This window comes from Massilia sp. Dwa41.01b (assembly GCF_014171775.1).
In the GTDB taxonomy this organism is placed as follows: domain Bacteria; phylum Pseudomonadota; class Gammaproteobacteria; order Burkholderiales; family Burkholderiaceae_D; genus Telluria.
The window spans coordinates 2,448,136-2,471,994 of sequence record NZ_CP050454.1 but is presented as its reverse complement, the minus strand read 5'-3'; the positions used below and the strand labels follow the sequence as shown (position 1 = coordinate 2,471,994).

The 23,859-nt window shown below is 66.5% G+C and carries 24 protein-coding genes, 1 pseudogene and 1 riboswitch; of the genes and pseudogenes, 19 read left to right on the top strand and 6 right to left on the bottom strand.

Features of this window, described 5'->3' with window-relative positions:
• The first annotated feature begins 97 nt into the window (after positions 1–97).
• On the top strand, positions 98–775 hold the full coding sequence (locus G4G28_RS11315; RefSeq protein ID WP_229508038.1) for an NAD-dependent epimerase/dehydratase family protein: 678 nt from the start codon (positions 98–100) through the stop codon (positions 773–775).
• On the top strand, positions 745–1,020 hold the full coding sequence (locus G4G28_RS25955) for a hypothetical protein (protein ID WP_229508037.1): 276 nt from the start codon (positions 745–747) through the stop codon (positions 1,018–1,020). The genes G4G28_RS11315 and G4G28_RS25955 overlap by 31 nt, the downstream gene beginning before the upstream one ends.
• 176 nt (positions 1,021–1,196) lie before the next feature.
• Here the strand turns inward: G4G28_RS25955 and G4G28_RS11310 are convergent, their stop codons facing one another.
• Positions 1,197–3,470: an OPT family oligopeptide transporter gene (locus tag G4G28_RS11310; protein ID WP_182988339.1), complete on the bottom strand. Its 2,274-nt coding sequence runs from the start codon at positions 3,468–3,470 to the stop codon at positions 1,197–1,199.
• Between the two features lie 209 nt (positions 3,471–3,679).
• On the opposite strand from G4G28_RS11310, the gene G4G28_RS11305 reads away from it, so the two are divergent.
• On the top strand, positions 3,680–6,055 hold the full coding sequence (locus G4G28_RS11305; RefSeq protein WP_183108381.1) for a penicillin-binding protein 1A: 2,376 nt from the start codon (positions 3,680–3,682) through the stop codon (positions 6,053–6,055).
• Positions 6,056–6,057: 2 nt separating this feature from the next.
• Here G4G28_RS11305 and G4G28_RS24745 read toward each other — a convergent pair whose 3' ends face one another.
• Positions 6,058–6,264 (bottom strand): hypothetical protein, encoded by a 207-nt coding sequence (locus G4G28_RS24745; RefSeq protein WP_229508036.1) that lies wholly within the window; start codon positions 6,262–6,264, stop codon positions 6,058–6,060.
• Entirely contained in the window at positions 6,237–7,049 is an 813-nt protein-coding gene (locus G4G28_RS11300; protein WP_202033886.1) for an AMP-binding protein, read from the bottom strand. Before G4G28_RS11300 ends, G4G28_RS24745 begins: the two co-directional genes overlap by 28 nt.
• Positions 7,050–7,463: 414 nt before the next feature.
• On the opposite strand from G4G28_RS11300, the gene G4G28_RS11295 reads away from it, so the two are divergent.
• The 9 genes from G4G28_RS11295 to G4G28_RS11265 all read left to right on the top strand — a co-directional run bounded on the left by G4G28_RS11295 (position 7,464) and on the right by G4G28_RS11265 (position 13,077).
• Positions 7,464–7,844, top strand: a complete 381-nt coding sequence (locus G4G28_RS11295) for a phosphonate transporter (RefSeq protein WP_182988337.1) — start codon at positions 7,464–7,466, stop codon at positions 7,842–7,844.
• Positions 7,845–7,849: 5 nt separating this feature from the next.
• Positions 7,850–8,212: a hypothetical protein gene (locus G4G28_RS25950; protein WP_229508035.1), complete on the top strand. Its 363-nt coding sequence runs from the start codon at positions 7,850–7,852 to the stop codon at positions 8,210–8,212.
• On the top strand, positions 8,098–8,628 hold the full coding sequence (locus G4G28_RS25945) for a PAS domain S-box protein (RefSeq protein ID WP_229508034.1): 531 nt from the start codon (positions 8,098–8,100) through the stop codon (positions 8,626–8,628). The genes G4G28_RS25950 and G4G28_RS25945 overlap by 115 nt, the downstream gene beginning before the upstream one ends.
• A gap of 68 nt (positions 8,629–8,696) precedes the next feature.
• A complete protein-coding gene (locus G4G28_RS25940; RefSeq protein WP_229508033.1) occupies positions 8,697–9,248 on the top strand; it encodes a GGDEF domain-containing protein in 552 nt (183 codons plus the stop codon).
• Entirely contained in the window at positions 9,211–11,034 is a 1,824-nt protein-coding gene (locus G4G28_RS11285; RefSeq protein WP_229508032.1) for a bifunctional diguanylate cyclase/phosphodiesterase, read from the top strand. Before G4G28_RS25940 ends, G4G28_RS11285 begins: the two co-directional genes overlap by 38 nt.
• A 57-nt stretch (positions 11,035–11,091) precedes the next feature.
• Positions 11,092–11,241: a hypothetical protein gene (locus tag G4G28_RS11280; protein ID WP_183108380.1), complete on the top strand. Its 150-nt coding sequence runs from the start codon at positions 11,092–11,094 to the stop codon at positions 11,239–11,241.
• On the top strand, positions 11,238–11,438 hold the full coding sequence (locus G4G28_RS11275) for a hypothetical protein (protein WP_183108379.1): 201 nt from the start codon (positions 11,238–11,240) through the stop codon (positions 11,436–11,438). The genes G4G28_RS11280 and G4G28_RS11275 overlap by 4 nt, the downstream gene beginning before the upstream one ends.
• Before the next feature lie 133 nt (positions 11,439–11,571).
• Entirely contained in the window at positions 11,572–11,907 is a 336-nt protein-coding gene (locus G4G28_RS11270; RefSeq protein ID WP_183108378.1) for a hypothetical protein, read from the top strand.
• 204 nt (positions 11,908–12,111) lie between these two features.
• On the top strand, positions 12,112–13,077 hold the full coding sequence (locus G4G28_RS11265; protein WP_182988334.1) for a 5'-nucleotidase: 966 nt from the start codon (positions 12,112–12,114) through the stop codon (positions 13,075–13,077).
• Here G4G28_RS11265 and G4G28_RS11260 read toward each other — a convergent pair.
• A complete protein-coding gene (locus G4G28_RS11260) occupies positions 13,074–13,859 on the bottom strand; it encodes a patatin-like phospholipase family protein (protein ID WP_229508141.1) in 786 nt (261 codons plus the stop codon). The two genes, G4G28_RS11265 and G4G28_RS11260, sit on opposite strands and share 4 nt — an antisense overlap.
• Positions 13,860–13,999: 140 nt before the next feature.
• Positions 14,000–14,107 (bottom strand): annotated as a pseudogene (locus tag G4G28_RS25935) (patatin-like phospholipase family protein); the annotation flags it as partial.
• A 325-nt stretch (positions 14,108–14,432) separates the two neighbouring features.
• Between G4G28_RS25935 and G4G28_RS11255 the strand changes: the two are divergent.
• Positions 14,433–15,014 carry a DUF4124 domain-containing protein gene (locus G4G28_RS11255; RefSeq protein WP_183108377.1) on the top strand — a complete coding sequence of 194 codons (582 nt, stop codon included), beginning with the start codon at positions 14,433–14,435 and terminating at the stop codon, positions 15,012–15,014.
• A 15-nt stretch (positions 15,015–15,029) separates the two neighbouring features.
• Here the strand turns inward: G4G28_RS11255 and G4G28_RS11250 are convergent, their stop codons facing one another.
• Positions 15,030–15,497, bottom strand: coding sequence for an Lrp/AsnC family transcriptional regulator (locus G4G28_RS11250; RefSeq protein WP_182988332.1), 468 nt, complete (start codon positions 15,495–15,497; stop codon positions 15,030–15,032).
• Between the two features lie 231 nt (positions 15,498–15,728).
• Here G4G28_RS11250 and G4G28_RS11245 point away from each other — a divergent pair, with 231 nt between their 5' ends.
• From G4G28_RS11245 to pepA (G4G28_RS11225), 6 genes are all read left to right on the top strand, one after another.
• Positions 15,729–16,541 (top strand): DMT family transporter, encoded by an 813-nt coding sequence (locus G4G28_RS11245; protein ID WP_229508031.1) that lies wholly within the window; start codon positions 15,729–15,731, stop codon positions 16,539–16,541.
• Positions 16,457–16,663 carry an EamA family transporter gene (locus G4G28_RS25930; protein ID WP_308602263.1) on the top strand — a complete coding sequence of 69 codons (207 nt, stop codon included), beginning with the start codon at positions 16,457–16,459 and terminating at the stop codon, positions 16,661–16,663. Before G4G28_RS11245 ends, G4G28_RS25930 begins: the two co-directional genes overlap by 85 nt.
• A 92-nt stretch (positions 16,664–16,755) precedes the next feature.
• Positions 16,756–20,202 carry a transcription-repair coupling factor gene (gene mfd / locus G4G28_RS11240; RefSeq protein ID WP_182988331.1) on the top strand — a complete coding sequence of 1,149 codons (3,447 nt, stop codon included), beginning with the start codon at positions 16,756–16,758 and terminating at the stop codon, positions 20,200–20,202.
• 3 nt (positions 20,203–20,205) lie between these two features.
• Entirely contained in the window at positions 20,206–21,054 is an 849-nt protein-coding gene (gene serB / locus G4G28_RS11235; protein WP_229508029.1) for a phosphoserine phosphatase SerB, read from the top strand.
• A gap of 358 nt (positions 21,055–21,412) precedes the next feature.
• Positions 21,413–22,267, top strand: a complete 855-nt coding sequence (gene pepA / locus G4G28_RS11230) for a flocculation-associated PEP-CTERM protein PepA (RefSeq protein ID WP_182988330.1) — start codon at positions 21,413–21,415, stop codon at positions 22,265–22,267.
• Between the two features lie 309 nt (positions 22,268–22,576).
• A complete protein-coding gene (pepA, locus tag G4G28_RS11225) occupies positions 22,577–23,443 on the top strand; it encodes a flocculation-associated PEP-CTERM protein PepA (protein WP_182988329.1) in 867 nt (288 codons plus the stop codon).
• Positions 23,444–23,758: 315 nt separating this feature from the next.
• A riboswitch (cyclic di-GMP riboswitch) is annotated at positions 23,759–23,847 on the top strand.
• The last annotated feature ends 12 nt before the right edge of the window (positions 23,848–23,859 follow it).

Below are 23,859 nucleotides of genomic sequence, written 5' to 3'. Positions count from 1 at the left end.
CATGCTTAAGTTTTTCTTGTTCATAGTGCCTGTTTTTTCTCGTTTGTGCGTTTGCACAGCTGAGCAGAAAATATACGCGATTCGTCAAGGAGAAGCCATGCACAAGAATATTTTGGTGATAGGCGGTACCCGTTATTTCGGCAAGCTGCTGGTGCAGCGCCTGGTGCGCGCGGGACACCGCGTGACGATCGCCACCCGCGGCTACGCGCCCGATCCCTTCGGGCCGCGCATCGAACGCATCCGCGTCGACCGCCGCAACGAGACGGCGATGCGCGCGGCCTTCCTTGGCGCGCGCTACGACCTCGTCTTCGACCAGATGTGCTACAGCCCGCTTGATGCGGCGATCGCCGTGCGCACCTTCGCCGGCAAGGTGGCGCGCTATGTGCTGACTTCGACGATCGACGTCTACCGCGGGATCCATGCCAGCGGCCCCGCGGTGCGCGAAACCGACCTGCCGGTGCTGGCCCAGCGCATCGACACCGGCTACCCCGGCATGACCCGGCGCGCGCGGTCGAGAGCTATGTCGCCGGCAAGCTGCAGGCGGAAGCCTATTTCGGCCGCGACGGCTCCCTGCCCCTGGTCGCGGTGCGCCTGGCGCACGTGCTGGGCGGCCCTGAGGAATTCACCGGGCGCCTGGCCTGGTATGTCGAGCTGCTGCGCCAGGGCCGCGCGCTGCCCTATACCGATGCCGCGGCGAAGCTGTCGTTCATCGGCACGCAGGAGGCCGCGGCCTTTCTCGACTGGGTGGGCGCGCAGGACTTTACCGGGCCGGTGAATGCGGCGTCAGGCGGTGCGCTGTCGGCGCATGGGCTGTATCAGCGGGTGGCGGGCGTACTGGGCGCGCCTGCGCCGACCCGCCGCGTGACCGAACAGGCCGCGCCGGGGGTATTGTCGCCTTTCGATTTTGCGGAGCCGATGGTGCTGGACACGGGACGCGCGGCGGGGCTGGGGTATCGGTTCAGCCATTCGGACGAGTGGCTCGACGATGTGATACGCCAGCATGATCTGGCGTTTGTGTGAGGGCAACCGGCTGGATTTTGCCGCCGCGTCCGTGCAAACGGTGAAACCGCGTGGGCACAAGTGCCCACCCTACGAACGTCCGCACACGTAGGGTGGGCTCTCGAGCCCACGCTGTATCACAGTCGATGAGCATGCGCCGCGTGCAAAAAAACGGGCGCCCAATGCGCCCGTTCCTTCTACTGCTGCGCTTTTTCGCGCGCCACCCAATACAGCAGCAGGATGATCGCCGCATACGGTATCAAGGACAGCAGATCCGCATCCGGCCCCGCAAAGAACGGATTCGACGTCTCTGCCCACTTCGCCATCATGCTGTCGAAATTGGTCATCACGCCCGCCGTGATGGCGATCACGATGCCGGCCAGCGCGCCGCCGGCGATATAGCCCGAAGCCAGCAAGGTGCCCGAGCTGCGGTCGCCCGCGGCCACCTTCTCTTCCTCGTTAAGCGAGGCATACTGCGGCAGCTTGTTGTTGCGGCGGTCGACCAGCCAGCGCACCGCGCCGCCCACCGCGATCGGCAGCGTCGACACCAGCGGCAGGTAGACGCCCACCGAGAAGGCCAGCGCCTGGATGCCGGCCATTTCCAGCACCACCGAAATCATCACGCCGAACAGCACCAGTGTCCACGGCAGTTGCTGGTCGAGGATGCCCTTGATGATGTAGGACATCAGCACGGCCTTCGGCGCGTCGTATTTCTTGACCTCGGTGCCGTCCGGACGCTGGTGGTAGTGGCCGTTGATGCCCGGGTCGACCAGGTAGGCCAGCTTGCCGTCCTCGCCCACCAGGTACTTGCCTTCCGGGCCGCCGGCGGTACCGACCTTGCGCCAGACTTTATAGGTCTTGCTGTCGCCCGCCGCTTGCGGGCCCTGCAGCTGGGCGGTCTCCGTCAATGTCGCGGCATCGACCGTGATGCCGGGCGCGACCTGGGCGGCAGGCACGTACACGGTGCCGGCGTCGTTCAGTTTCAGCAAAATCGGCCCGAGGATGAGCGCCGAGGCAAAGGCGCCGCACAGGATGGCGTACTGCTGCAGGCGCGGGGTCGAACCGACCAGGAAGCCCGTCTTCAAATCCTGCGAGGTGGTGCCTGCATTGCTGGCCGCGATGCAGACAATCGCCCCGACCGACAGCGCGGTGACGTAGTAGCGCCCGCCGGTCCAGCCCATCACGAGGAAGATCAGGCAGGTGAAGAGCAGCGTGGCCACCGCCATGCCCGAGATCGGGTTCGACGAGGAACCCACTTCGCCCGTCAGGCGCGACGACACGGTGGCGAACAGGAAGCCAAAGACCAGGATCAGCAGCGCACCCAGCAGGTTCATGTGCAGGGGCGTGGCGAAGGTGATGATGGCGATGATGGCCAGGCAGCCGATCGCCACCCATTTGAAGGGGATGTCCTGGTCGGTGCGCAACGGCGCCGCGCCTGGCGCGCCACCTTTGGCAGCACGTGCCGCGCCCATGCCGGCCAGGCCGCCCTTCAGGCCACGCCAGATCGACGGCAGCGAGCGCACCAGCGAAATCAGGCCGCCCGCGGCGACGGCGCCGGCGCCGATGTAGAGCACATAGGCGTCGCGGATGTCGTCGGGGGACATATCCTTGATCAGCATCGTGCCCGGGGACACCGGAACCGTTAGCAGCTCGCCGAAGAACTTGATCATCGGGATCAGGAGCAGATAGGACAGCACGCCGCCGGCCGCCATCGTGAAGGCGATGCGCGGGCCGATGATGTAGCCGACGCCGACCAGTTCCGGCGAAATCTCGGCACCGGCGGAACCCGCCTTTAACGGCGCGCCGAATTCGAAGTTGGCCACGTCCTTCCAGCCCTTGAGCGACACGTTCGCCACCTTGTACAGGAGGCCCAGGCCGAAGCCGCCGAAGATGATGGCCGCGCGGCGCTTGGCATCCCGCGCCGCATCCGAACCGGGCATGCGCTCCTCGCCGGCCGCTTCGCGCGAGGTTTCGGTGGCGGCCGCTTTCAGTACCTCGGCGCAGGCCGTGCCTTCCGGGTACTTCAGTTCGCGGTGGGCGTCGACGATCATGGTGCGGCGCATCGGGATCATCATCAGGATGCCGAGCAGGCCGCCGAGCACGCCCACCAGCATCAAGCGCGAGATCTCCAGGTCGAAGCCGAGGATCATGATGGCCGGCATCGTCACGCCCAGGCCGAAGGCGAGCGACTCGCCCGCCGAACCGGCCGTTTGGGTGATGCTGTTTTCGAGGATGGTCGATTCGCGCCCGCCCATCTTCTTGAACATGCCGAACAGGGTGATGGCGATCACCGCCACCGGAATCGAGGCGCTCACCGTCAGGCCGACCTTGAGCACGAGGTAGAGCGAGGAGGCGCCGAAGATCATGCCGAGCACCACGCCCATGACGAGGGCGCGGATGGTCATTTCTGGGAGCTGGCTCGACGCCGGGATATACGGCTTGACGCCGGCTGGATGCGGATCGTAAGGCATAGGGATTCTTTCGGTACTGCCTGGCGCCCTTGGCAGGGCAAGGTGGCGATACTCACTCAAGAGGGGCTGAAAGCGTGACTATCGCACATGCTTTCAGGGAATGAAAGAGGATTATAATGCCCCGCCCGGGCCTGCCTTTTGCGCGGCCCCCAGCTGGAGAACACCCGTTGAACACGTCCTGCCACGCCTCGCCGCCGCCCCGCCGTCTCATGAAGAAGCAGCAAGGTTTCATCTTCTTCATCCTCGCCGCCATCGTCCTCGTCATCGCCGGCGTGGCCGCATGGTTCCTGATGGCGATCGTGCCCAAGGTGCCTTCGATCGACGCCGTTACCGACTACAAGCCGAAGATCCCGCTGCGGATCTACACGGCCGATAAAGTCCTGATCGGCGAATTCGGCGAGGAACACCGCGACTTCGTGCCGATTGCCCAGATTCCGCCGATGATGAAACAGGCGGTGCTGGCCATCGAGGACGCGCGCTTTTACGAACACAAGGGCATCGACTGGACGGGCGCGGCGCGCGCACTCCTGTCGAACGTGCGCGGCGGCTTCGGCTCGGGCGGCGCGTCCACCATCACGATGCAGGTGGCGCGCAACTTCTTCCTGTCGCGCGAGAAGGTCCTGTCGAGGAAGCTCAACGAAGTCATGCTTGCCAAGAAAATCGAGGACGCATTGACCAAGGACCAGATCCTCGAGCTGTACATGAACCAGATCTATCTGGGCCAGCGCTCCTACGGCTTTGCCAGCGCCGCGCGCAGCTACTTCGGCAAGAAGCTCGACCAGCTGACGATTGCCGAGACGGCGATGCTGGCCGGCCTGCCGCAAAACCCCGCGCGCCACAACCCGGCGGTGAACCCGAAACGCGCCAAGCTGCGCCAGGAACAGGTGCTGCGGCGCCTGCGCGACCTGGGCCACATCAGCGAAGCCCAGTACGCACAGGCCGTTGCCGAACCGATGCGCGTGCATGCGCGCCCACAGGAATTCGGCGCCCATGCCCAGTACGTGGCCGAACTGGCCCGCCAGGTCGTGTTCGCCCAGTACGCCGAGGAGTCGTACACGCGCGGCATCCGCGTCTACACCACCATCGATTCGAAGGCCCAGGAAGCGGCCTATGCCTCGGTGCGCCGCAACGTGCTGGCCTACGACAGCCGTCACGGCTACCGCGGCCCGGAAGCGCGCATCGAGCTGCCCGAGAACGACGAGGAACGCGAGGAAGCCATCGTCGAAGCCCTGCAGAAGCGGCCGTCGAGCGACGGCCTCGAGCCGGCGGTCGTGCTGTCCGCCTCCGGCAAATCGGTGAAGGTCGAGACCATCGACGGCGACACCATCACCATCAGCGGCGCCGGCCTGAAGTTCGCCGCGGCGGGACTGTCGGACAAGGCGAAAGAGACGCAGCGCATCCGCCCGGGCGCAGTCGTCCGCATCACCAGGCTGGGCAAGGATACATGGAGCATCAGCCAGGTGCCGCAGGTGGCTGCCGCCTTTGTCGCGCTGGACGCCAACACCGGCGCCTACCAGGCCCTGGTCGGCGGCTTCGACTACAACCTGCAGAAGTTCAACCACGTCACGCAAGCCTGGCGCCAGCCCGGCTCGGCGATCAAGCCCTTCGTGTACTCGGCCGCGCTGGCCAGGGGCTATTCGCCGGGCACCCTGATCCTCGACGAGCCCCTCGACATGCCGGGCGAGAACGCGGGCGCGACCTGGTCGCCGCAGAACGACGACGGCAAATTCGACGGCCCCATCACCATGCGCTATTCGCTGGCGCACTCGAAGAACGTGCCGACCGTGCGCCTGCTGCGCGCGCTGGAAGTGGGCTATACCCGCGACTACCTCGGCAAGTTCGGTTTCGACCTGGCGCGCCACCCGCAGAACCTGACGCTGGCCCTCGGCACCGGTGCCGTCACGCCCCTGCAGATGGCCGGCGCCTATGCCGTGTTCGCCAACGGCGGCTATGCGGTCAAGCCCTATTTGATTTCAAAGATCGAAGACGGCAACGGCAGCGCCCTGTTCGAGGAAAAAGCGCCGGCGGCCAACCAGGAAAGCGCCCGCGTGCTCGACGCCCGCAACGCCTGGGTCAGCGACAGCATGCTGCGCGACGTGACCCGCTACGGCACCGGCGCCGCCGCATCGAAGCGCCTCGGCCGGGCCGACATCGCCGGCAAGACCGGCACCACCAGCGATGCCTTCGATGGCTGGTTCGCCGGCTATGGCGGCGGCCTGGTGGCGGTGGCCTGGATGGGCTATGATGATCCGCGCTCGCTCGGCGGCAAGGAATTCGGCGCCACCCTGGCGCTGCCGATCTGGCTCGACTACATGGACGTGGCCCTGGCCAGGCGCCCGGTGGTGGAGCGCCCCGAACCGGAAGGCATCCTGCGCGAGAACGACGACTGGGTCTACACGGAGTTCGCGGAAATGCCGCAGCTGCGCGCGATCGACATCGATCCGGCCACGCTGGGCGGCACGGGTGCCGAGCCGACGCTCGACGCCGAGCCGATCACCGACGACGAACCCGAGGGCGACGCGCATCCGCGCGCCGACACGGTGGTCACGCCCGAGGGTGCGCCGGTGTTCGTGCCGAAGCAGTAGGCTCAATCCCGGGCGTCGATGATCCAGTCCGCCGGCTTGCCGTTCGGCTGGCGCGGCAGGTCGGGGCCGAAGGAATACGCGGCCGGGCATTCGGCAGGCGTCAGGCGCGCGCCGATCCACGTCGACAGGCCGGCCCGCAGCGCTGCCGGATCGTTCCCGGGGTGCGGCACCACGAAAGCCTTCAGGCGCCTGCCCTCGTCGAGCCGCATCGGCCGCACCGCGCACTGCGCCACCTGCGGGTGCAGTGCCAGTACCTCGGCCACATAAGCCGGGAACACATTCGTGCCGCCCACCTGTACCGCCGCGTCGATGCGGCCCTCCGGGAGGAAGGTGTCAGGCCCGCTCGGGACAGCCGGTCCTGCAAGGCAAAGCGCTCGCCTTCGCCACCGGTCTCGCGCTCGATCGTTCCCTCTTCCTCCCCACGGCGCCAGTACGAGAACAGGCGATAGGGAGCGTCGGCCGTGTCGCGCCACCCAACGCCGGCCGTCTCCGAACTGCCATACACCTGCAGCAGCCGCAGGCCGCCCGATGCCAGCGCGCGTGCGCTCGCATCGCGCAGCGGCGCGGTCGAACTGATGCCGACGACGTCCGCGGGGAAGCGCGGTTCGCTTGACGCCGCCAGGTCCCAGAAGTCGGGGTGCGCCACCATCAGGTCGCCCGGCAGCAGTTGCGCCACGACCGCACCGGGCGCCGCGGCGCGCAGGTCGGTCACGGGCAGGGCGGCACCCGCCCGGGGCAGCAGCACCGTGAACAGGAAGCCGTAGACATGGTGTGCCGGGACCGCGGACAGGACGCGCCGCCGCCCCGGGACGAGCAGCGCCAGTTCGTTCACCTCTTCCCATAGTGCGGCCAGACGGTGCGTGCAGCGCTTGGGCGTGCCGCTGCTGCCCGAGGTACGGAAGGTCAGCCGGGTATCGTCCCCGGACAGGGCGGCGCGCGCGGCGGCGATCCAGCCGTCGAGCGTGCGCGCGGCCAGCAGACCCTCCGCCGGCATCGTTCGTCATCCCGAACAAATCGCCCAGCGCCGTGGCAGCCGCCATCAGGTCGAGCGAATCGGCGCCGAGATCGGCGCCGAGGTCGATCGAGCCCGGCCAGGGCGCGGGCGGCAGCACCCGCCCGGGTCGGGCCAGCGACAGCTCGGCCGCGAGCAGGTCGCGCACCACGCGGGCCAGCGCCGGCGCGTCCTGCCACCACGGAGAAGGCGCAACTGGGTCCATTATTTCAGTTTTGGCAATCGAGGCGGGCGATGGTGCCAGCCGTGGGCCACGATTGTCAACCAGACGGTAGAATTTGTAACGTAATGGCCGGCAAAACCCTGCTCACAATTGACTTCGGCGCCAGCACCTGCCACCATTTGTTTCTTTGTGTAAATTTTTATTGCAAGTCCTTCGTTTGGAGGCTTTCCCTTATGACCACCCCATCCTTTGACGACCGCGATCTGGCCTCCACCCTCGAAGCGAGCAGCCAGGAGCAGCTCGATGCGCTCGACTTCGGCGTGATCGGCTTCGATGCCGACGCCATCGTCCAGCGCTACAACGCCTTCGAGTCGCAGGCCGCCGGACTGTCCCCTCAGCGGGTGCTGGGCGAGCCGCTGTTCACCAATGTCGCACCCTGCCTGAACAACTTCATGGTGGCCCAGCGCTTCGAGGATGCCGCGGACGACGCCAGCGAACTGGACGACACGATCGACTACGTCCTGACCCTGCGCATGCGCCCCGTGAAAGTCAAGCTGCGCCTGCTGGCCAGCACCGCCAGCGCCACCCGCTACGTGCTGGTGCAGCGGCGGTGACGGCAATGGCGGATGGCTTGGGCGTGGACGAGCTGCGTGCCGAACACGAGGCCCTGATGCAGTTCCTGTACCTGGCCCCGGTGGGGCTGGTACAGGCCGGGACCGAGGGCGAGATCGCCATCATCAACCCGATCGCGGCCCAGCTCCTGATGCCGCTGTCGCCCGACGGTGACCTGGCCAACCTGTTCGACGTCCTGGACGGCGTGGCGCCCGGCCTGCGCGCCCAGTGCGCGGCCTTCCCCGAGCGCCGGGCATGGTCTTCGAGGGCCTGCACATCCACCTGCGTGCGGCCCGGGGCAAGCGCGGCGCGCCCCAGATCCTCGCCTTCACCCTGCTCAAGCTCGACGCCGCGCGCTTCATGGCCGTGATCCGGGACGTGACCGCCGAAGTGCGGCGCGAACGCCAGCTGCGCCAGAGCGACGCCTGGCTGAATGCCATCCTCTCCCGCATCAGCGACTACGCGCTGGCCGCCCTCGACCGCGACGGCCGCCTGTGCGACTGGAACGACAGCATCGCCCGCGTCACCGGCTTCGGCGAGCACGTGGTCGGCGCGCCCTACTCGATTTTCTATCCGCCCGACGCCATGACCGCCGAACACCTGCGCGACCGCCTGCGCGAAGCCGACGCCAATGGCTGGAGCATGGACGAAGGCCTGCGCCTGCGCGCCGACGGCAGCCAGTTCTGGTGCAGCGCCCTGATTGCGCCGCTGCCGGAGCGCGAGGACTTCGCCGGCGGTGAAGACGCCGAGGCGCGGGCCTGCCATCCGCGCCCGCCTACTGCCTGATCCTGCGCGACATCAGCGACAAGCGCGCGGCCAGCGAGAAGCGGCGCCAGGCCGCCTATTGCGACCACTTGACCAGCCTGGCGAACCGCCGTGCCTTCTTCGAAGCCGCCGAGCTCGAAGTGGAACGGGCGACGCACACTCCGCGTTCGCTGGCCCCGGTGGTCTTCGATGCCGACCACTTCAAGCAGATCAACGACCGCTACGGCCACCCGGCCGGCGACCGCGTCCTGTGCGACCTGGCGGGTGCCCTGCGCGAGACCTTCCGCGCGGTCGACACCGTGGCGCGCCTGGGCGGCGAAGAGTTCGCGGTGCTGCTGCCCTCGACCGGCCTGGCCCAGGCGCTGGCGATTGCCGAGCGTCTGCGCGCGGCCGTGGCGACGCGCCTGGTACTGGCCGACGGCGTCGAGATCGCCTACACGGTCAGCGCCGGCGTGGCCGTCCTCGACGCCGTCCCTGTCGGCGCCGCGGCCAGCGATGCCCGCAGCATCGACGCCCTCCTCAAGCGGGCCGACCAGGCCCTGTATCACGCCAAGTCCGGCGGACGCAACCGCGTCGCCGCCTGGCACGCCGACCTGACCTTCCATGAAAACACGCCACAGCGAAGCCGCCATGCAGGTTGACCATATCGATGCCTACGAAACGCTCGTCCAGTTCCTGTACCGGGCGCCGATCGGGCTCGTCCAGACGGGCCTGGACGGGGTGGTGGAAATGCTCAACCCGATGGCCTCGAACCTGCTGATGCCGCTCGCGCCGAACGGCGACCTCGACAACCTGTTCGCCCTGCTCGAGCCGAACGCGCCCCAGTTACGCCAGCTGGCCGCCGGCTTCGATGCGCCCTCCGGCGTGGTCTGCGAGGCGCTGCGCGTCCCGGTAGGCAGCACCCGGGCGCCGGGTGCGCCGCAAGTGCTGTCGATCAGCCTCCTGAAGCTCGACCAGCAGCGCTTGATGGTAGCCATTACCGACGCCACCCTCGAAATCGAGCGCGAGCAGGAAACCCTGCGCCGCCGCCTGCGCAGCGCGGCCCGCACCGACGCCCTCACGCGCCTGCCGAACCGCGGCGCCGCGCGCGAGCAGGTGCAACTGCTGCTCGACCGTGCCGCCCAGGACAGCGCGCGCGGACATGGTCTCGCCCTGCTGTTCCTGAACTGCGACCGCTTCCGCCAGGTGAACGACACGCTCGGCCAGGCGGCCGGCGACCGTCTGCTTACTTCGGTCGGCGAGCGCCTGCTGGAGGCGCTCGCCGACCGCATGCGCGCCGGCGGCCTGCCCGTGGGCGGCCGGGTCGATCCGGGTGTGGGCGGCGCCGGCCTGGTGGCACGCGTCGGCGGCGACGAATTCATCGTCCTGCTGGGCGGCCTGCGCCACCCCGAAGAAGCCGAACGCCTGGCGCTGCGCCTGCTCGACGCGCTCGCGCGGCCGCACGATGTCGACGGCCACCAGCTCGCCTGCCGCGCCAGTATCGGGGTGTTCTGGAGCGGCGCCACGGCCGGCAGTGCAGCGGCCGTCGACGCCGACGAAGCCATCCGCGACGCCGGTATCGCCATGCTCGAAGCCAAGCGCGCCGGCGGCGCCCGCCATGTGCTGTTCGAGGCGGCGATGCGCGAACGGGCCGCGCGGCGTGCCGACATCGAAGCGCAGTTGCGCCTGGCGCTGCGCGAAGAGCAGCTGTTCGTGATGTACCAGCCGGTCGTGGGCCTGGATCCGGCCGGCACGACTGACCACGCGGCCGGTGTCGAGGCACTGGTGCGCTGGCAGCATCCGACGCGCGGCCTGGTGCCGCCATTCGACTTCATCGGCGTGGCCGAGGAATGCGGCCTGATCGACCAGATCGGCGACTTCGTGCTCGAACGCGCCTGCCGCGACTTCATGGCCTGGCGCGGCCAGCTGGGAGTGTCAGCCCCGCGCCTGATCGCGGTGAACCTGTCGCGCGCCCAGCTGGCCCAGGCCGACTGGACGGCGAAGGTGGCCGCCATCCTCGAGCGCACCGGCATGCCGGCGGCCAGCCTGCAGCTGGAAGTGACGGAAAGCCTGGCGGCCCAGGACGAACAGATCCAGACGCGCCTGCACGAACTGAAGGCGCTGGGCATCAAGCTCGCCCTCGACGACTTCGGCACCGGTTACTCGTCGCTGTCGAGCCTGCACCTGCTGCCGGTGGACACGGTCAAGATCGACCGCTCCTTCGTCTGCCAGGCCGACACCAGCCACCACCACCGCGTGCTGATCGAAGCGACGGTCAAGGTGGCGCAGAGCCTCGGGATGAACACCGTGGCCGAAGGCATCGAGACGGCGGGCCAGGCCGAGGCCGTGCGCGCGCTGCGCTGCGCCAAGGGGCAGGGGTATTTCTACAGCCGGCCGCTGGTGTCGAGCGCGCTGGTCGACTGGCTCGAGCAGGTGCGCGCGGGCTGAGCTGCCAGGCGCGGCCTGCAAGCGGCGCACGGCCGCTGTCCGGCATGTCCTACAGCCATGCTGGTGGCCTTCCTATGGCGCGGCGCCCGCCGCCGCCACATCATGGAAACCTCCCATCACTTTGCGAGGTTGACCATGAAGCGCACTCTTTCGAACCTGCTGGTCGGCGCCACCGCCGCCCGGGCCTGGCTGCCTGCGCCGGCATGAGCGGCAACGCGGGCGACAATACCGGCACCAGCACCCCCGTCGATGCCAGCGTTTCCGGCGCGCGCAGCGGCTCGATGACGAGCGGCAGCACCGGATCGGCCGGCGCCACCGCCACCTCCGGCACCACCGGTGCGGTCGATAGCGCGAGCGGCCCGGCCGAGGGCGCAAGCACCGCGACCCGTGGCGACCAGCGCTGATTTTCACGGCCGCGCCGGCTTAACTCTTCATTAACTGTCCGGTTAGTCCTACACGCGCTATCGCGTCCTTCCTATGGTGGACTGAAGAGAGCGCTCGCATCATGAAGGCCTTTACAAACCAAGGAGGAAAAACATGAAACGCACCACTCTGAGCATTATCCTGGCCGGCGTGATGGGCTTGGGCCTGGCAGCATGCAGCTCGACCGGCACCAGCACCGACTCGTCGACCGGTTCGAGCGCATCGGGCTCCACGGGCACCAGCGGCGCCGCTTCGGGTACCTCGGGCACCACCGGCGGCACCTCGGGCAGCTGGGGCACGGGCACCTCGGGCACCTCGGGCGCGACCGGCACCACCGGCACCACCGGTACGACGGGCACGACCGGCACCACGGGCACGACCGGCACGACCGGCACCTCGGGCACCGCAACCGGCACCACCACCGGCACCACCGGCGGTACCGGCCGCTAAGCCAGCCACCCATTGCGCGGCACGCCCCGGCGTGCCGCAGGGGCCGGGATTTTTCCCGGCCTTCCTTTTCCTGCATCTGCTGTTCCCGCCCGAGCCGCGCTCCCCCGCCCTGCTTCCTCTCCTGCATTGTTGTCCGGTAGAATTGAACCGAACAGCCACGCGCGCCCACCGGGCTCGTGGCGCCAACGCATCGCCAGGAGACCCATGCCATTTCCGATTGAACAAAAGCTGGTAATCGGCGTCGCGTCGAGCGCCCTGTTCGACCTGTCCGAATCGCACCAGGTCTATCTCGAGCGCGGCCCGGAAGAATACCGCGCCTACCAGGAGCAGCACCTCGATACCCTGCTCGGCAAGGGCGTCGCCTTCCCCTTCATCCGGCGCTTCCTCAACATCAACAAGTGCTTCCCCGAGCAGTCGCCGGTCGAAGTGGTGCTGTTTTCACGCAATTCGCCGGAAACGGGACTGCGCGTGCTGCGCTCGATCGCCCACTATGGCCTGGATATCTCGCGCGCCGCCTTCATGGCCGGCAAGCCGCCCTACCCGTATCTGCCGGCCTTCAACGCGTCGCTGTTCCTGAGCGCCAACGCGGAAGACGTCAGCAGCGCGATTGCCATCGATTACCCCGCCGGCCTGGTGCTGCCCTCGCGGATCTCCGACGAGGACGACGACCTCGAGCTGCGCGTGGCCTTCGACTTCGACGGCGTGCTGGCCGACGACGAGTCGGAAACCGTCTTCAAGCGCAATAACGACCTGGACGAATTCCACGCCCACGAGACCCTGCACATGGACCGGCCACACAGCCCGGGCCCGCTGGCGAAGCTGTTCCAGCAACTGGCGATGATGCAGCGCCTGGAGGAAGCCGCCCAGCGGCGCGATCCCCAGTATCGCCGCATCGTGCGCATCGCCATCATCACCGCCCGCAGCGCGCCGTCGCACGAGCGCGTGGTGACCACCCTGAAAAGCTGGGGCGTCTCGGCCGACGAAACCTTCTTCCTGGGCGGCATGGAGAAGTCGCGCGTGCTGTCCGTGTTCAAGCCGCACATCTTCTTCGACGACCAGATGTCGCACCTGCGCAGCACACCCGGCGGAACGATTCCGATGGTGCATGTGCCCTTCGGGGTGGCTAACCGCAGGGTGCCCGCGCCGGCACCTGACAGCGCGGCCGCCTAGGCGCGCAGCGCCTGGTCGGCGAAAAAGACGGGCGTCGTGTCCATCGTGGACCGCACGCCGACGCTGCTGCCGTGTTCGCGCAGCCAGCTTTCCGCGGCGGCGACGCCGCAGTCGTGCAGGTGGTTCAGGAAGGCCAGTTCGGGGTTGAACTTGCTGGAGATGTCGTAGCTCCCCAGCGTGTCCGTGCCGCTGATCAGGTGCAGGCGCATCGGCGCGAAGGCCATCTGCGCGCCACGGCTTTCGTCCGGCAAGCCGTTCACATACTGCAGGGTGCTGATCTCGCGCACGAAGCTGATGTTGAAGGCGATCTCGTTGGAGCGGTTGCTGATGTCGGCCATGCTGCGGGGCATGCGGGCGCGTGCGACCGGGTTGTTCTGTACCACGATCAGGTCGCGCGGCGGCCGTTCCACCAGTGGCGCGAGCGGCGGGTTGGCGACATAGCTGCCGTCCCAGTAGCTCTCGCCCTCGACCTCGACGGCGGCGAAGACGGTCGGCAGGCAGGCCGACGCCAGCACTTTCTGCACGTCGAGTTCGGCGCGGCGGAAGATCCTGCCGGTGCCGGTGCGCACATTGGTGGCGGCGACGAACAGTTCCAGCTCCTCGCAATGGCGCACCCGTTCGAAGTTGACCAGGCTGGAGAGCAGATTGCGCAGCGGGTTAAGGGAAAGCGCCGTTTCCATGACGGGACCAGCCAGGGCGCCGAGCATCTCGAGCATCTGGTAGGCGGGCGAGTGTTCCATCGTCCAGTTGCCGGCCAGCCGGTCGAGCGGCGTGCGCTGCATCGGGCTGACGCTGGCCAGGGTGCCGAGCGTGGTCCAGAAGCGCCGCAGCGCGGCCTGGGCGCCGCGCCGTCACCGCCCTCGGCATAGCCGTCGGCCAGTACCACCGCATTGACGGCGCCCGAGCTGCTGCCGGAGAGGCTGTCGAAGCGGAAGGCTTCCTCGTCGAGCAAGCGGTCGAGTACGCCCCAGGTGAAGGCGCCATAGGTGCCGCCACCTTGCAGCCCGAGGCTGACAGGTTTCGGTGTCATGATCGTCCTGATATCCAATTGAACCTCCATTGACTGCGCGCCATGGTCGGCACGCCAAAATGGCAGTCTAGCGGGATCGGATATGGTGCGGCGCAGCATAGAATCCCGGCAACACGCTGCGGGCCTGCCCGCTGTAGTGACGCGGCGCAGAATCTTCTGCAAAGCGCCCGCTGGCGGCGCCTGCCCAGCCGCTTGCCCGGGGTGAGGACGGATCACCCGACTACCACAGCCGCGCACTTTTAGCGACAGCCGGTCGCAAAAGGCACGTGACCCCGTCAATATATTGCGCTAAGATGATGATAATTTCTAACCAGAAATACCTGAAATGCACCCGCGTTCGATTGCCGCCCTGCTGTTGTTATTGCTAGCCCATGCCGCCAGCGCCGAGATCTACAAGGTCATCGGCCCTGGTGGCAGGGTCAGCTATACCGACCAGCCGCCCAGCGTCACCACGCCCAATGTCCAGCTGTTCAAGCACGGCCGCGGCAGGCCGGCGGCCGGCGACGGGGGTGCCGACGCCGCACGGCGGGCCAACGCGCCACTGTTGCCGACCGTGCGCAATGTACTCAACAACAATGCGCTCGCGCTCGAGGGGCTGCACCTGTGCATGCAGGTCCTGCCGGCCTCGATGCGGCGCTATGGCGACACGCTCGACGGCTGGAAGTCGCGCAACCGCGAAGTGACCGAGCGCGCCGAGCAGGTGCTGGCCGCGAGCGTGACCCACGATGCGCGCGCCCAGATCAGGAACGGCGCCATCAACGATGCGCGCCAGCTGCTGCAGCAGGTACGCACGGCCACGCCGGCGCGCCAGAGCGCCTGGTGCGAGGCCACGGCCGGCGAGATCGGCGGCGGCGGCATGGACCTGGCGAAGCAGCCCGGCGTCGGCCGCCTGCTCCAGTCCAACTGATCCCCTTCGCCCGCGCTACAGGCTGACCGAGGGCATGCGCTTCAGGCAGCGCAGCGTGAAGGTCGAGCGCGTATGGCGCACGCCGGGCAGCCGGTACAACTTCTGGCGCAGGAAACGCTCGTACCCTTCGGTGCCGGCCACCGCCACCTTGATCAGGTAGTCGTATTCCCCCGACAGCAGGTAGGCCTCCATCACCTCGGGCAACTCCGCCAGGGCATCCGAAAAACGCTGGAAAATATCGTCGTCGTGACGGTCGACCGTCACCTCGATGATCACGGTGTCGGGCACGCCGAGCGTGCGCTGGTCGAGCACGGCCGCGTAGCCGCTGATGTGGCCCGATTCCTCCAGCGCGCGCACCCGGTTCCAGCATGGCGTGGGCGACAGGTTCACCGTCTCGGCCAGTTTCTGGTTGCTGATCCTGCCGTCGCGGCTGAGCGTGCGCAGGATCCTGCGATCGATCTCGTCCAGTTCGCCATCCCTCATTTGGTGCTTCTCCTCCCATAATTGGTGCGCGTAGATATTTCTTCTTCATTTTAATCGAAATACAGAGATTCCTTCGTGAATATCAGTTATGCGCTCGCGATAACGAAAGAATATTTTTTGTGCAGCGCATTAAAATCTTTGGGCGCCTCCCAGCACAGCGGCGCGGTGCAGCGTTCACTGAACCGCACCCCGTTTCATCCGCAATCTTTCATTGTCTTATCCGGAGTTCCCGTGTCAGAAGCAGTTTCACGGGCAGGACTTGGCTACCGCGCAGCGCCGCTGGAAGCCGAACTGCCCCTCATGGTCATCGCCCCCCTGCTGTTCGCCGCCAACCTGGTCGTGGCGCGCTGGGCCGAGAGCGCAGCCATTCCCCCGCTCTTCCTTGCTTTTGGACGCTGGCTGCTGGCCTTCCTCCTGCTGCTGCCCGCCGTCGGCCCGCGCCTGTGGGTACGGCGCCAGGTCCTGCTTGCCGCCTGGCCGCGCATCCTGCTGCTCGCCGGCCTGGGCATGGGCCTGGCCGTCGGACCGCAATACATCGGCGCGCGCGAAACGGGCGCGGCCAACATCGCCATCATCTTCGCCGCCTGCCCGGCACTGGTCACGCTGCTCGAGACCGTCGTCTGGAAAGTGCCGCTGTCGCGCCGCCAGGCCGGCGGCATGCTGCTGGCCATCCTCGGCGTGCTGGTCGTGCTGTCGAAAGGCGAGGTCACGGCACTGGGCCAGCTGCATTTCGGCACCGGTGACCTGTGGGTACTGCTGGCCGCCTGCGGCTGGGTGCTCTACACGGTGGCGGGACGGCGCCTGCCCTTGCCGCCACTGCCCGGCACGGTCAAGCTGGCCGCGCTGTGCGGCGGCGGCGCGCTGGTGCTGGCGCCCTTCGCCGCCCTGGAAGCGGTGGGCGGCAGCGTGGCCAATTTCGCCGACGGCCGGCTCTACCTGGCCCTCGGTTTCTGGCAGTCGTGCCCAGCCTGGGCGCCTACTTCTGCTTCGACCGCCTGGTGGCCCTGGCCGGTCCCTCGCGCGCCAGCATGTCGCTGTACCTGATTCCGCTGTTCGCCACGCTGGCCGCCTGGCCGCTGCTTGGCGAAGCGCCGCACCTGTACCATGCGGCCGGCTTCGGCGTCATCCTGGCCGGCGTGGCCGTCTCTTCGATGCGCCGGCGCTGAGAGCGGCCGCGGGCGCGTGGCGTCGGGGCGTGGAAGGGACCGTTCGTCTATAATGAACAACCCTTTTGGCCAGACACCGAACGCACGCCTGCATGCCTTTCGATCTCAACAAGCACCTCCCCAAACCCGGCCAACGCTTCGTCCTGCCTGCGCTTGCCGGCTCTTCCGACGCCTATGCGCTGGCCGTTGCCGGCCTTGCCTTCAAGGCCGGCAAGCAAATGCTCACCGTCGTCGTTGCCAATGCCAGCGATGGCCAGCGCCTGCTCGACGAAATCGCCTGGTTCGCCGGCGGCACCTTGTCCTGCCACCTGCTGCCCGACTGGGAAACCCTGCCCTACGACGCGTTTTCGCCGCACCAGGACCTGGTGTCCGAACGCCTGGCGACCCTGCATGAAATCCAGAATGGCCAGTGCGACGTGCTGGTGGTGCCCGCGACCACGGCCCTGGTGCGCCTGGCGCCGCCCTCTTTCCTGGCGGCCTACACCTTCTTCTTCCGCCAGGGCGAAAAGCTCGACGAAGCCAAACTCAAGGCCCAGCTGACCCTCGCGGGTTATACCCACGTCTCGCAGGTGATGTCCCCTGGCGAATACTCGGTGCGCGGCGGCCTGATCGATTTGTTCCCGATGGGTTCCGCACTGCCCTACCGCCTGGACTTGTTCGGCGACGAGATCGACACCATCCGCACCTTCGACGCCGACACCCAGCGCTCGCTGTATCCGGTCCGGGAAGTGCGCCTGCTGCCGGGACGCGAATTCCCGATGGACGAGGCGGCCCGGACGAGTTTTCGCCGCCGCTGGCGCGAAAGATTCGAAGGTGACCCGTCGAGGTCTCCAGTGTATAAAGACATCGGCAACGGCATCGCCTCGGCCGGCATCGAATACTACCTGCCGCTCTTTTTCGACGAGACGGCGACGCTGTTCGACTACCTGCCGAAAGAGGGCCCGCTGGCCCTGGTGGGCGACATCGAGGCGGCCGTGCAGCGCTTCTGGATGGACACCGAATCGCGCTACCGCTTCCTCAAGAGCGACCGCGAGCGCCCCTTGCTGGAGCCGCGCGAACTCTTCCTCTCGAGCGAACAATTCTTCACCTGCGCCAAGCCGCACGGACGCTGGAACATCGCGCGCGACGCCCAGGCACCGACCTCGGAACTCTCCGGCCCGATCCCCGACGTTGCCGTCAACCGCCGCCTGGAAGACCCGCTGGCCCACCTGCGCGCCTTCATCGCGAAGACCGCTTGCCGCGTGATGATCTGCGCCGACTCGAACGGCCGCCGCGAAACCCTGCAGCAGTACTTCAACGAATACGGGCTTGCGGTGACGCCGGTCGAAGGCTTCGAGGGCATGCGCACGAGCAGCGCCAGGCTTGCGCTGGGCGTGGCGCCGCTGCAGGCGGGCTTCGAGCTCTACGAGGAAGCCAGCGGCTGCATTGCCTTTATCACTGAAACCGAGCTGTATGCCGGTTCCGGCAGGCGCGCGGGCAAGAAAAAGCAGGAAGCGACCAGCCAGGTCGAATCGATGGTGCGCGACCTGTCGGAGCTGAAGATCGGCGACCCGGTGGTGCACATCAACCACGGCATCGGCCGCTACATGGGCTTGATCTCGATGGACCTGGGCGAAGGCGAGACCGAGTTCCTGCACCTCGAGTACGCCAAGGACACCAAACTCTACGTTCCCGTATCCCAGTTACATGTCATTTCGCGTTATTCCGGCACCTCGCCCGAGGATGCGCCGCTGCACTCGCTTGGCTCCGGCCAGTGGGACAAGGCCAAGCGAAAAGCCGCCGAACAGGTGCGCGACACCGCCGCCGAACTCCTGAACCTGTACGCGCGCCGCGCCGCGCGCCAGGGCCACGCCTTCGAATACTCCAGCATCGACTACGAGAACTTCGCCCAGAGCTTCGGCTTCGACGAGACGCCCGACCAGGCCGAGGCAATCCATAACGTCATCAAGGACATGACCTCGGGCCGGCCGATGGACCGCCTGGTCTGCGGCGACGTCGGCTTCGGCAAGACCGAAGTGGCCCTGCGCGCGGCTTTCATCGCCGTCATGGGCGGCAAGCAGGTGGCGATCCTCGCGCCCACCACGCTGCTGGCCGAACAGCACGCGCAAACCTTCGCCGACCGCTTCGCCGACTGGCCGGTGAAAATCGCCGAGCTCTCGCGTTTCCGTACCGGCAAGGAGATCAACAACGCGATCAAGGGCATGGCCGACGGCACGCTCGACATCGTGATCGGCACCCATAAACTGCTCTCGCCGGACGTGAAGTTCACGCGCCTGGGGCTCGTCATCATCGACGAGGAACACCGTTTCGGCGTGCGCCAGAAGGAAGCGCTCAAAGCCCTGCGCGCCGAAGTCGACGTGCTCACGCTCACCGCCACGCCGATCCCGCGCACGCTGGGCATGGCGCTCGAAGGCCTGCGCGACTTTTCGATCATCGCCACCGCGCCGCAGAAGCGCCTGGCGATCAAGACCTTTGTCCGCAGCGAAGACGGCTCGATTATCCGCGAAGCCTGCCTGCGCGAACTGAAACGCGGCGGCCAGATCTACTTCCTGCACAACGAGGTCGACACCATCGAGAACCGCCTGGCCATGCTGCGGGAGCTGCTACCCGAGGCGCGCATTGGCGTCGCCCACGGCCAGATGCACGAGCGCGACCTGGAAAAGGTGATGCGCGATTTCGTCGCGCAGCGCTTCAACATCCTGCTCTGCACGACCATCATCGAGACCGGCATCGACGTGCCGACCGCGAACACGATCATCATGCACCGGGCGGACAAATTCGGCCTGGCCCAGCTGCACCAGCTGCGCGGGCGGGTCGGCCGCTCGCACCACCAGGCCTATGCCTACCTGCTGGTCTCCGACGTGCAGAACCTGACCAAGCAGGCGCAGCGCCGGCTGGACGCGATCCAGGCGATGGAAGAACTGGGCAGCGGCTTCTATCTCGCCATGCACGACCTGGAAATCCGCGGCGCCGGCGAAGTGCTGGGCGAGAACCAGTCCGGCGAGATGCTCGAAATCGGCTTCCAGCTGTATTCGGACATGCTGAGCGAAGCGGTCCGCTCGCTCAAGGCCGGCAAGGAGCCGGACCTGGCGGCCCCGCTGTCGAGCACCACCGAAATCAACCTGCACGTTCCGGCACTGCTGCCGGTCGACTTCTGCGGCGACGTCAACGAGCGCCTGTCGATCTACAAGCGCCTGGCCAATTGCGAAAGCCAGGACAAGATCGACGACATGCAGGAAGAACTGATCGACCGCTTCGGCAAGCTGCCCGAGCAGGTGAAGGCCCTGGTCGAGACGCACCGCCTGCGCATCGCGGCGAAACAGGTCGGCATCGTCAAGATCGACGCCCACAGCGAAGCGGCCAGCCTGCAGTTCATGGAAAAACCGCCGATCGACCCGATCAGGATCATCACGCTGATCCAGAAGAACCGCCACGTGAAGCTGGCCGGCCAGGACAAGCTGCGCCTTACGGCCAGCATGCCGGACCTCGCCAGCCGCGTGCTGCAGGTGAAGCAAACCATCAAACAACTGCTGGCCTGAACGATGACGATGAACCTGGTACTGCAGGGGCCCGGCGCCTCGCCCGAACGACTCGGCGCAATCGGCGCGCTGGCCAAGCCCGCGCGCGTGCACCGGCTGTCCGCGCATGCGCTGCGCTGCGAGGACGTCGGCGCCACGGCGGACGTGCGCGCGGCCGTCGCCGCTGCCGCGTTCGAGGCCGGCGTCGACGCGACCTTCATCGCGGCAGGCCGCAGTCTGGCCGACTTCCGCCTGGTGGCGATGGACATGGACTCGACCCTGATCACCATCGAGTGCATCGACGAAATCGCCGACATGCAGGGCCTGAAACCCCAGGTGGCGGAGATCACCGAAGCGGCCATGCGCGGCGAGCTGGAATTTTCCGAAAGCCTCACGCGCCGCGTGGCGCTGCTGGCCGGGCTGGATGCGGCGGCGCTCGCGCGCGTGTACGAGGAACGGCTGCGCCTGTCGCCGGGTGCCGAGGCGATGCTGGCCGCGGTCAAGGCCGCCGGGCTGAGGACGCTGCTGGTGTCGGGCGGCTTCACCTTCTTCACCGAGCGCCTGCAGGCGCGCCTGGGGCTGGACGTCGCCCACGCCAACGTGCTCGAAGTCGTGGAAGGCCGGCTGACCGGACGCGTCGTCGGGGGCATCGTCGACGCCGAGGAAAAGATGCGTACGGTCGCGCGCGTATGCCAGGATCTGGGTTGCGATCCCGCCCAGGCGATCGTCATGGGCGACGGCGCCAACGACCTGAAGATGATGAGCATCGCCGGACTGTCGGTGGCCTTCCGTGCCAAGCCGGTGGTACAGGCCAGGGCCGATGTGGCGCTCAATTTCAGTGGCTTGGATGGCATCTTGTCGGTATTGGCATAAGGCAGCTCGACGGTCGTACCCGCCTGCCCGCGCCGCCAGTGCAAGACGTTTGTCGAGAAATCTTCCGCTCAGCAGTATTCACCCGAAGGGCGCGCATGTCGGCGCCCTGCAACGCTAAACCCCAGCAATTTCAAGGACATGCAACACTCGGGCTGCCCCGGCAGCACGCCAGTTCGCTCCCGCTCACTCTCCAGTCACGGTTTTCGCTGTCGGGATTACTTACACTTCGCACGACTGCTGAGGAAACGATAAGTCACAAGTGCTTGTTTACCAGTCGTGTAAATACGCTGGTATGCAGTTTGCTTAGCTTTGCAGCGCTGTACCTATCGATTCACCACCACACGAGGGGATGAGAATCATGAAACTAGTCAAGAAACTAGCCTGTGCTGCGGCTGTCGCAATGTCCGTGGGCAGTGTCCAAGCTGCTGCGATCCTGAATGACTGGGTGTTCAATCCTAATGGAGGAGGCTTTGAAGCGGGTCAGGAGATCGGTGAATATCTGGATGTGAATGGGAATTCCTTCATTCAGCTGACGCCGACGGGTGGCAATAGCTTCTCGTTCGTCGAGCACGCGGTATTTAACATCTCGCAAGCGGACTCGAATGGGAAATTGTTCCCGATAAATTACAACGGCGGTAATATCACGGCCGTCTTCGAGGCCAGCGGCACAGGCCAGTTCAGCGGCAACTTCACCTTCAGCGGCGGGACGATCCGGATGTACCAGAACCCGACCGACGGCCAGTACGGCGGCACTAACGGGGTGTATGGCGCCAACCTGGGTAACCTGATCGCCACCTTCGACGTGCTCGCCGGCGGCGGCGGCGAGGTCGATGCCAACGGTAGCCCGCTGAGAAACGGCGAGATCAGCGTCTTCGCGCGCGCCGGCGAAGGCGACCTGGCACCGGGCTATTTCTATCGAGGCAATGGCGATGACCTGTCGATGGAGTCGATCCTGGCCTTTGCCTTCACGAATGCCAATACCGTCGGCAGGCCGGGCAGCACGCTGGTCGACGAAGTGGCCTGCGAATACGCCGGGTTCACCGGTCCAGGCTGCAACGGCAGCGCCTATACCAATCAACCGGGCCAGTACTTCTTCGTGTCCAACAACGGGCAGCTGAAGCTGGGCGAAGTGCCCGAGCCCGGGTCCCTGGCGCTGTTTGGCATCGCGATGCTCGGTGCCGGACTCGTGACCCGTCGCCGCAACGGACGCTGATCGCCGCGTCAGGAACAGAGCGGGCTTGCCCGCTCTGTTGCCTGCCTAATCCGGCGCGCGACGGCAGTCGTGCCGCCGGACTCCGGGCCGTCCGGCCGGCCTTTTGCTCGTCCGCAGCATGATTCCCTGCAACTTCAAGTAGGCGCCCGAGCGATCCGCGCGTCGCCAATCTTTACATTTTCCTTACTGCTGAGTTAACAAAAAAATGCAAGTCCTTGATTTTACGAGGATCGGCGGCACTGGCACGCACCTTGCTCACTATGCGGAGGTCGTATCCAATCCGATCAACCGCCAATAAGGAAAATGATCATGAATGTTTTGAAGAAATTTGCTGTTGCCAGCGCTGTTGCCATGGCCATGGGCCTTGCCCAAGCCGAGCCGATCCTGAATGACTGGGTATTCAACCCGACAGGTGGCGGCTTCGAGGGTGGCCAGACCATCGGCGAATACCTGGATGTGAACGGGAACGCCTTCATCAAGCTCAATCCGACGGGCGACGGCAGCTTCACGTTTACCGAGAACGCGGTGTTCAACATCACCCAGGCGGACTCGAATGGGCAGCTCTTCCCGGTGAAATACCCTGGGGGCAATATCACCGCCGTGTTCGAGGCGAACGGCACCGGTACTTTCGGCGGTGAGTTCACCTTTGCAGGCGGCACGATCCGGATGTACCAGAATCCGACGAACGGCCAATACGGCTCCACGGACGGCATCTATGGCGCCAACCTGGGCAACCTGATCGCTTCGTTCGACGTGCTGGCGGGCGGCGGCGGACAGGTCGACTCGAATGGCAGCCCGATCAGGAATGGCGAAGTGAGCGTGTTCGCCCGCGCCGATGCCGGCGCATTGGCCTCGGGCTACTTCTTCGACAGCGAGGGCAACGACCTGTCGATGGAGTCCATCATGGGCTTCGCCTTTACCAACGCGAATACCGTGGGCCGCCCAAGCGCGACGCTCGTCGATGAAGTCGCCTGCCAGTACGCCGGCTTCACGGGTGCGGGCTGCAACGGCACTGCTTACGCCAACGCCCCCGGCGAGTACTTCTTCATTTCCGGCAACGGCCAGATCAAGCTGGGCACCGTTGATAGCGAAGTGCCCGAGCCGGGTTCGCTGGCGCTCTTCGGAATCGCCATGCTGGGCGCAGGCTTCGCCGCCCGCCGCCGCAACGGCCGCTGATCGGTTCGGCAGAAATCGACAAAGGCGGGCTTGCCCGCCTTTTTTGTTTGTCCTTTGCGCTTCACCAGCTCTTCCTCCCGCCCCATTCTTCCCGCTCCAGACCGCGAATCCGACGCCGCTGCGTCGGCTTTCCCGCCTGATCCGCCCGTCGGCGCATTGACGCGCCACCCCCGGTTCGAGCCCTGCCGCGTTGCCGGACGCTAAACAAACGAGTCTTTGCTTTGTGTCAAAGTTTCCCGTAAACGAGACAAATGCCTGTTTTTTTGGCGGGCTTTGGTTGCCATGGGGAAATTCACGTTCTACACTGGGCTCAGATATTGAACAGGGCAAACTTCGCGAAAGCGGAGGACGCAAAGTCAACGGTCTAATGAGCCACCCGGCTCGATGACGGCAGGACTGCCAAACATCCACTGAGC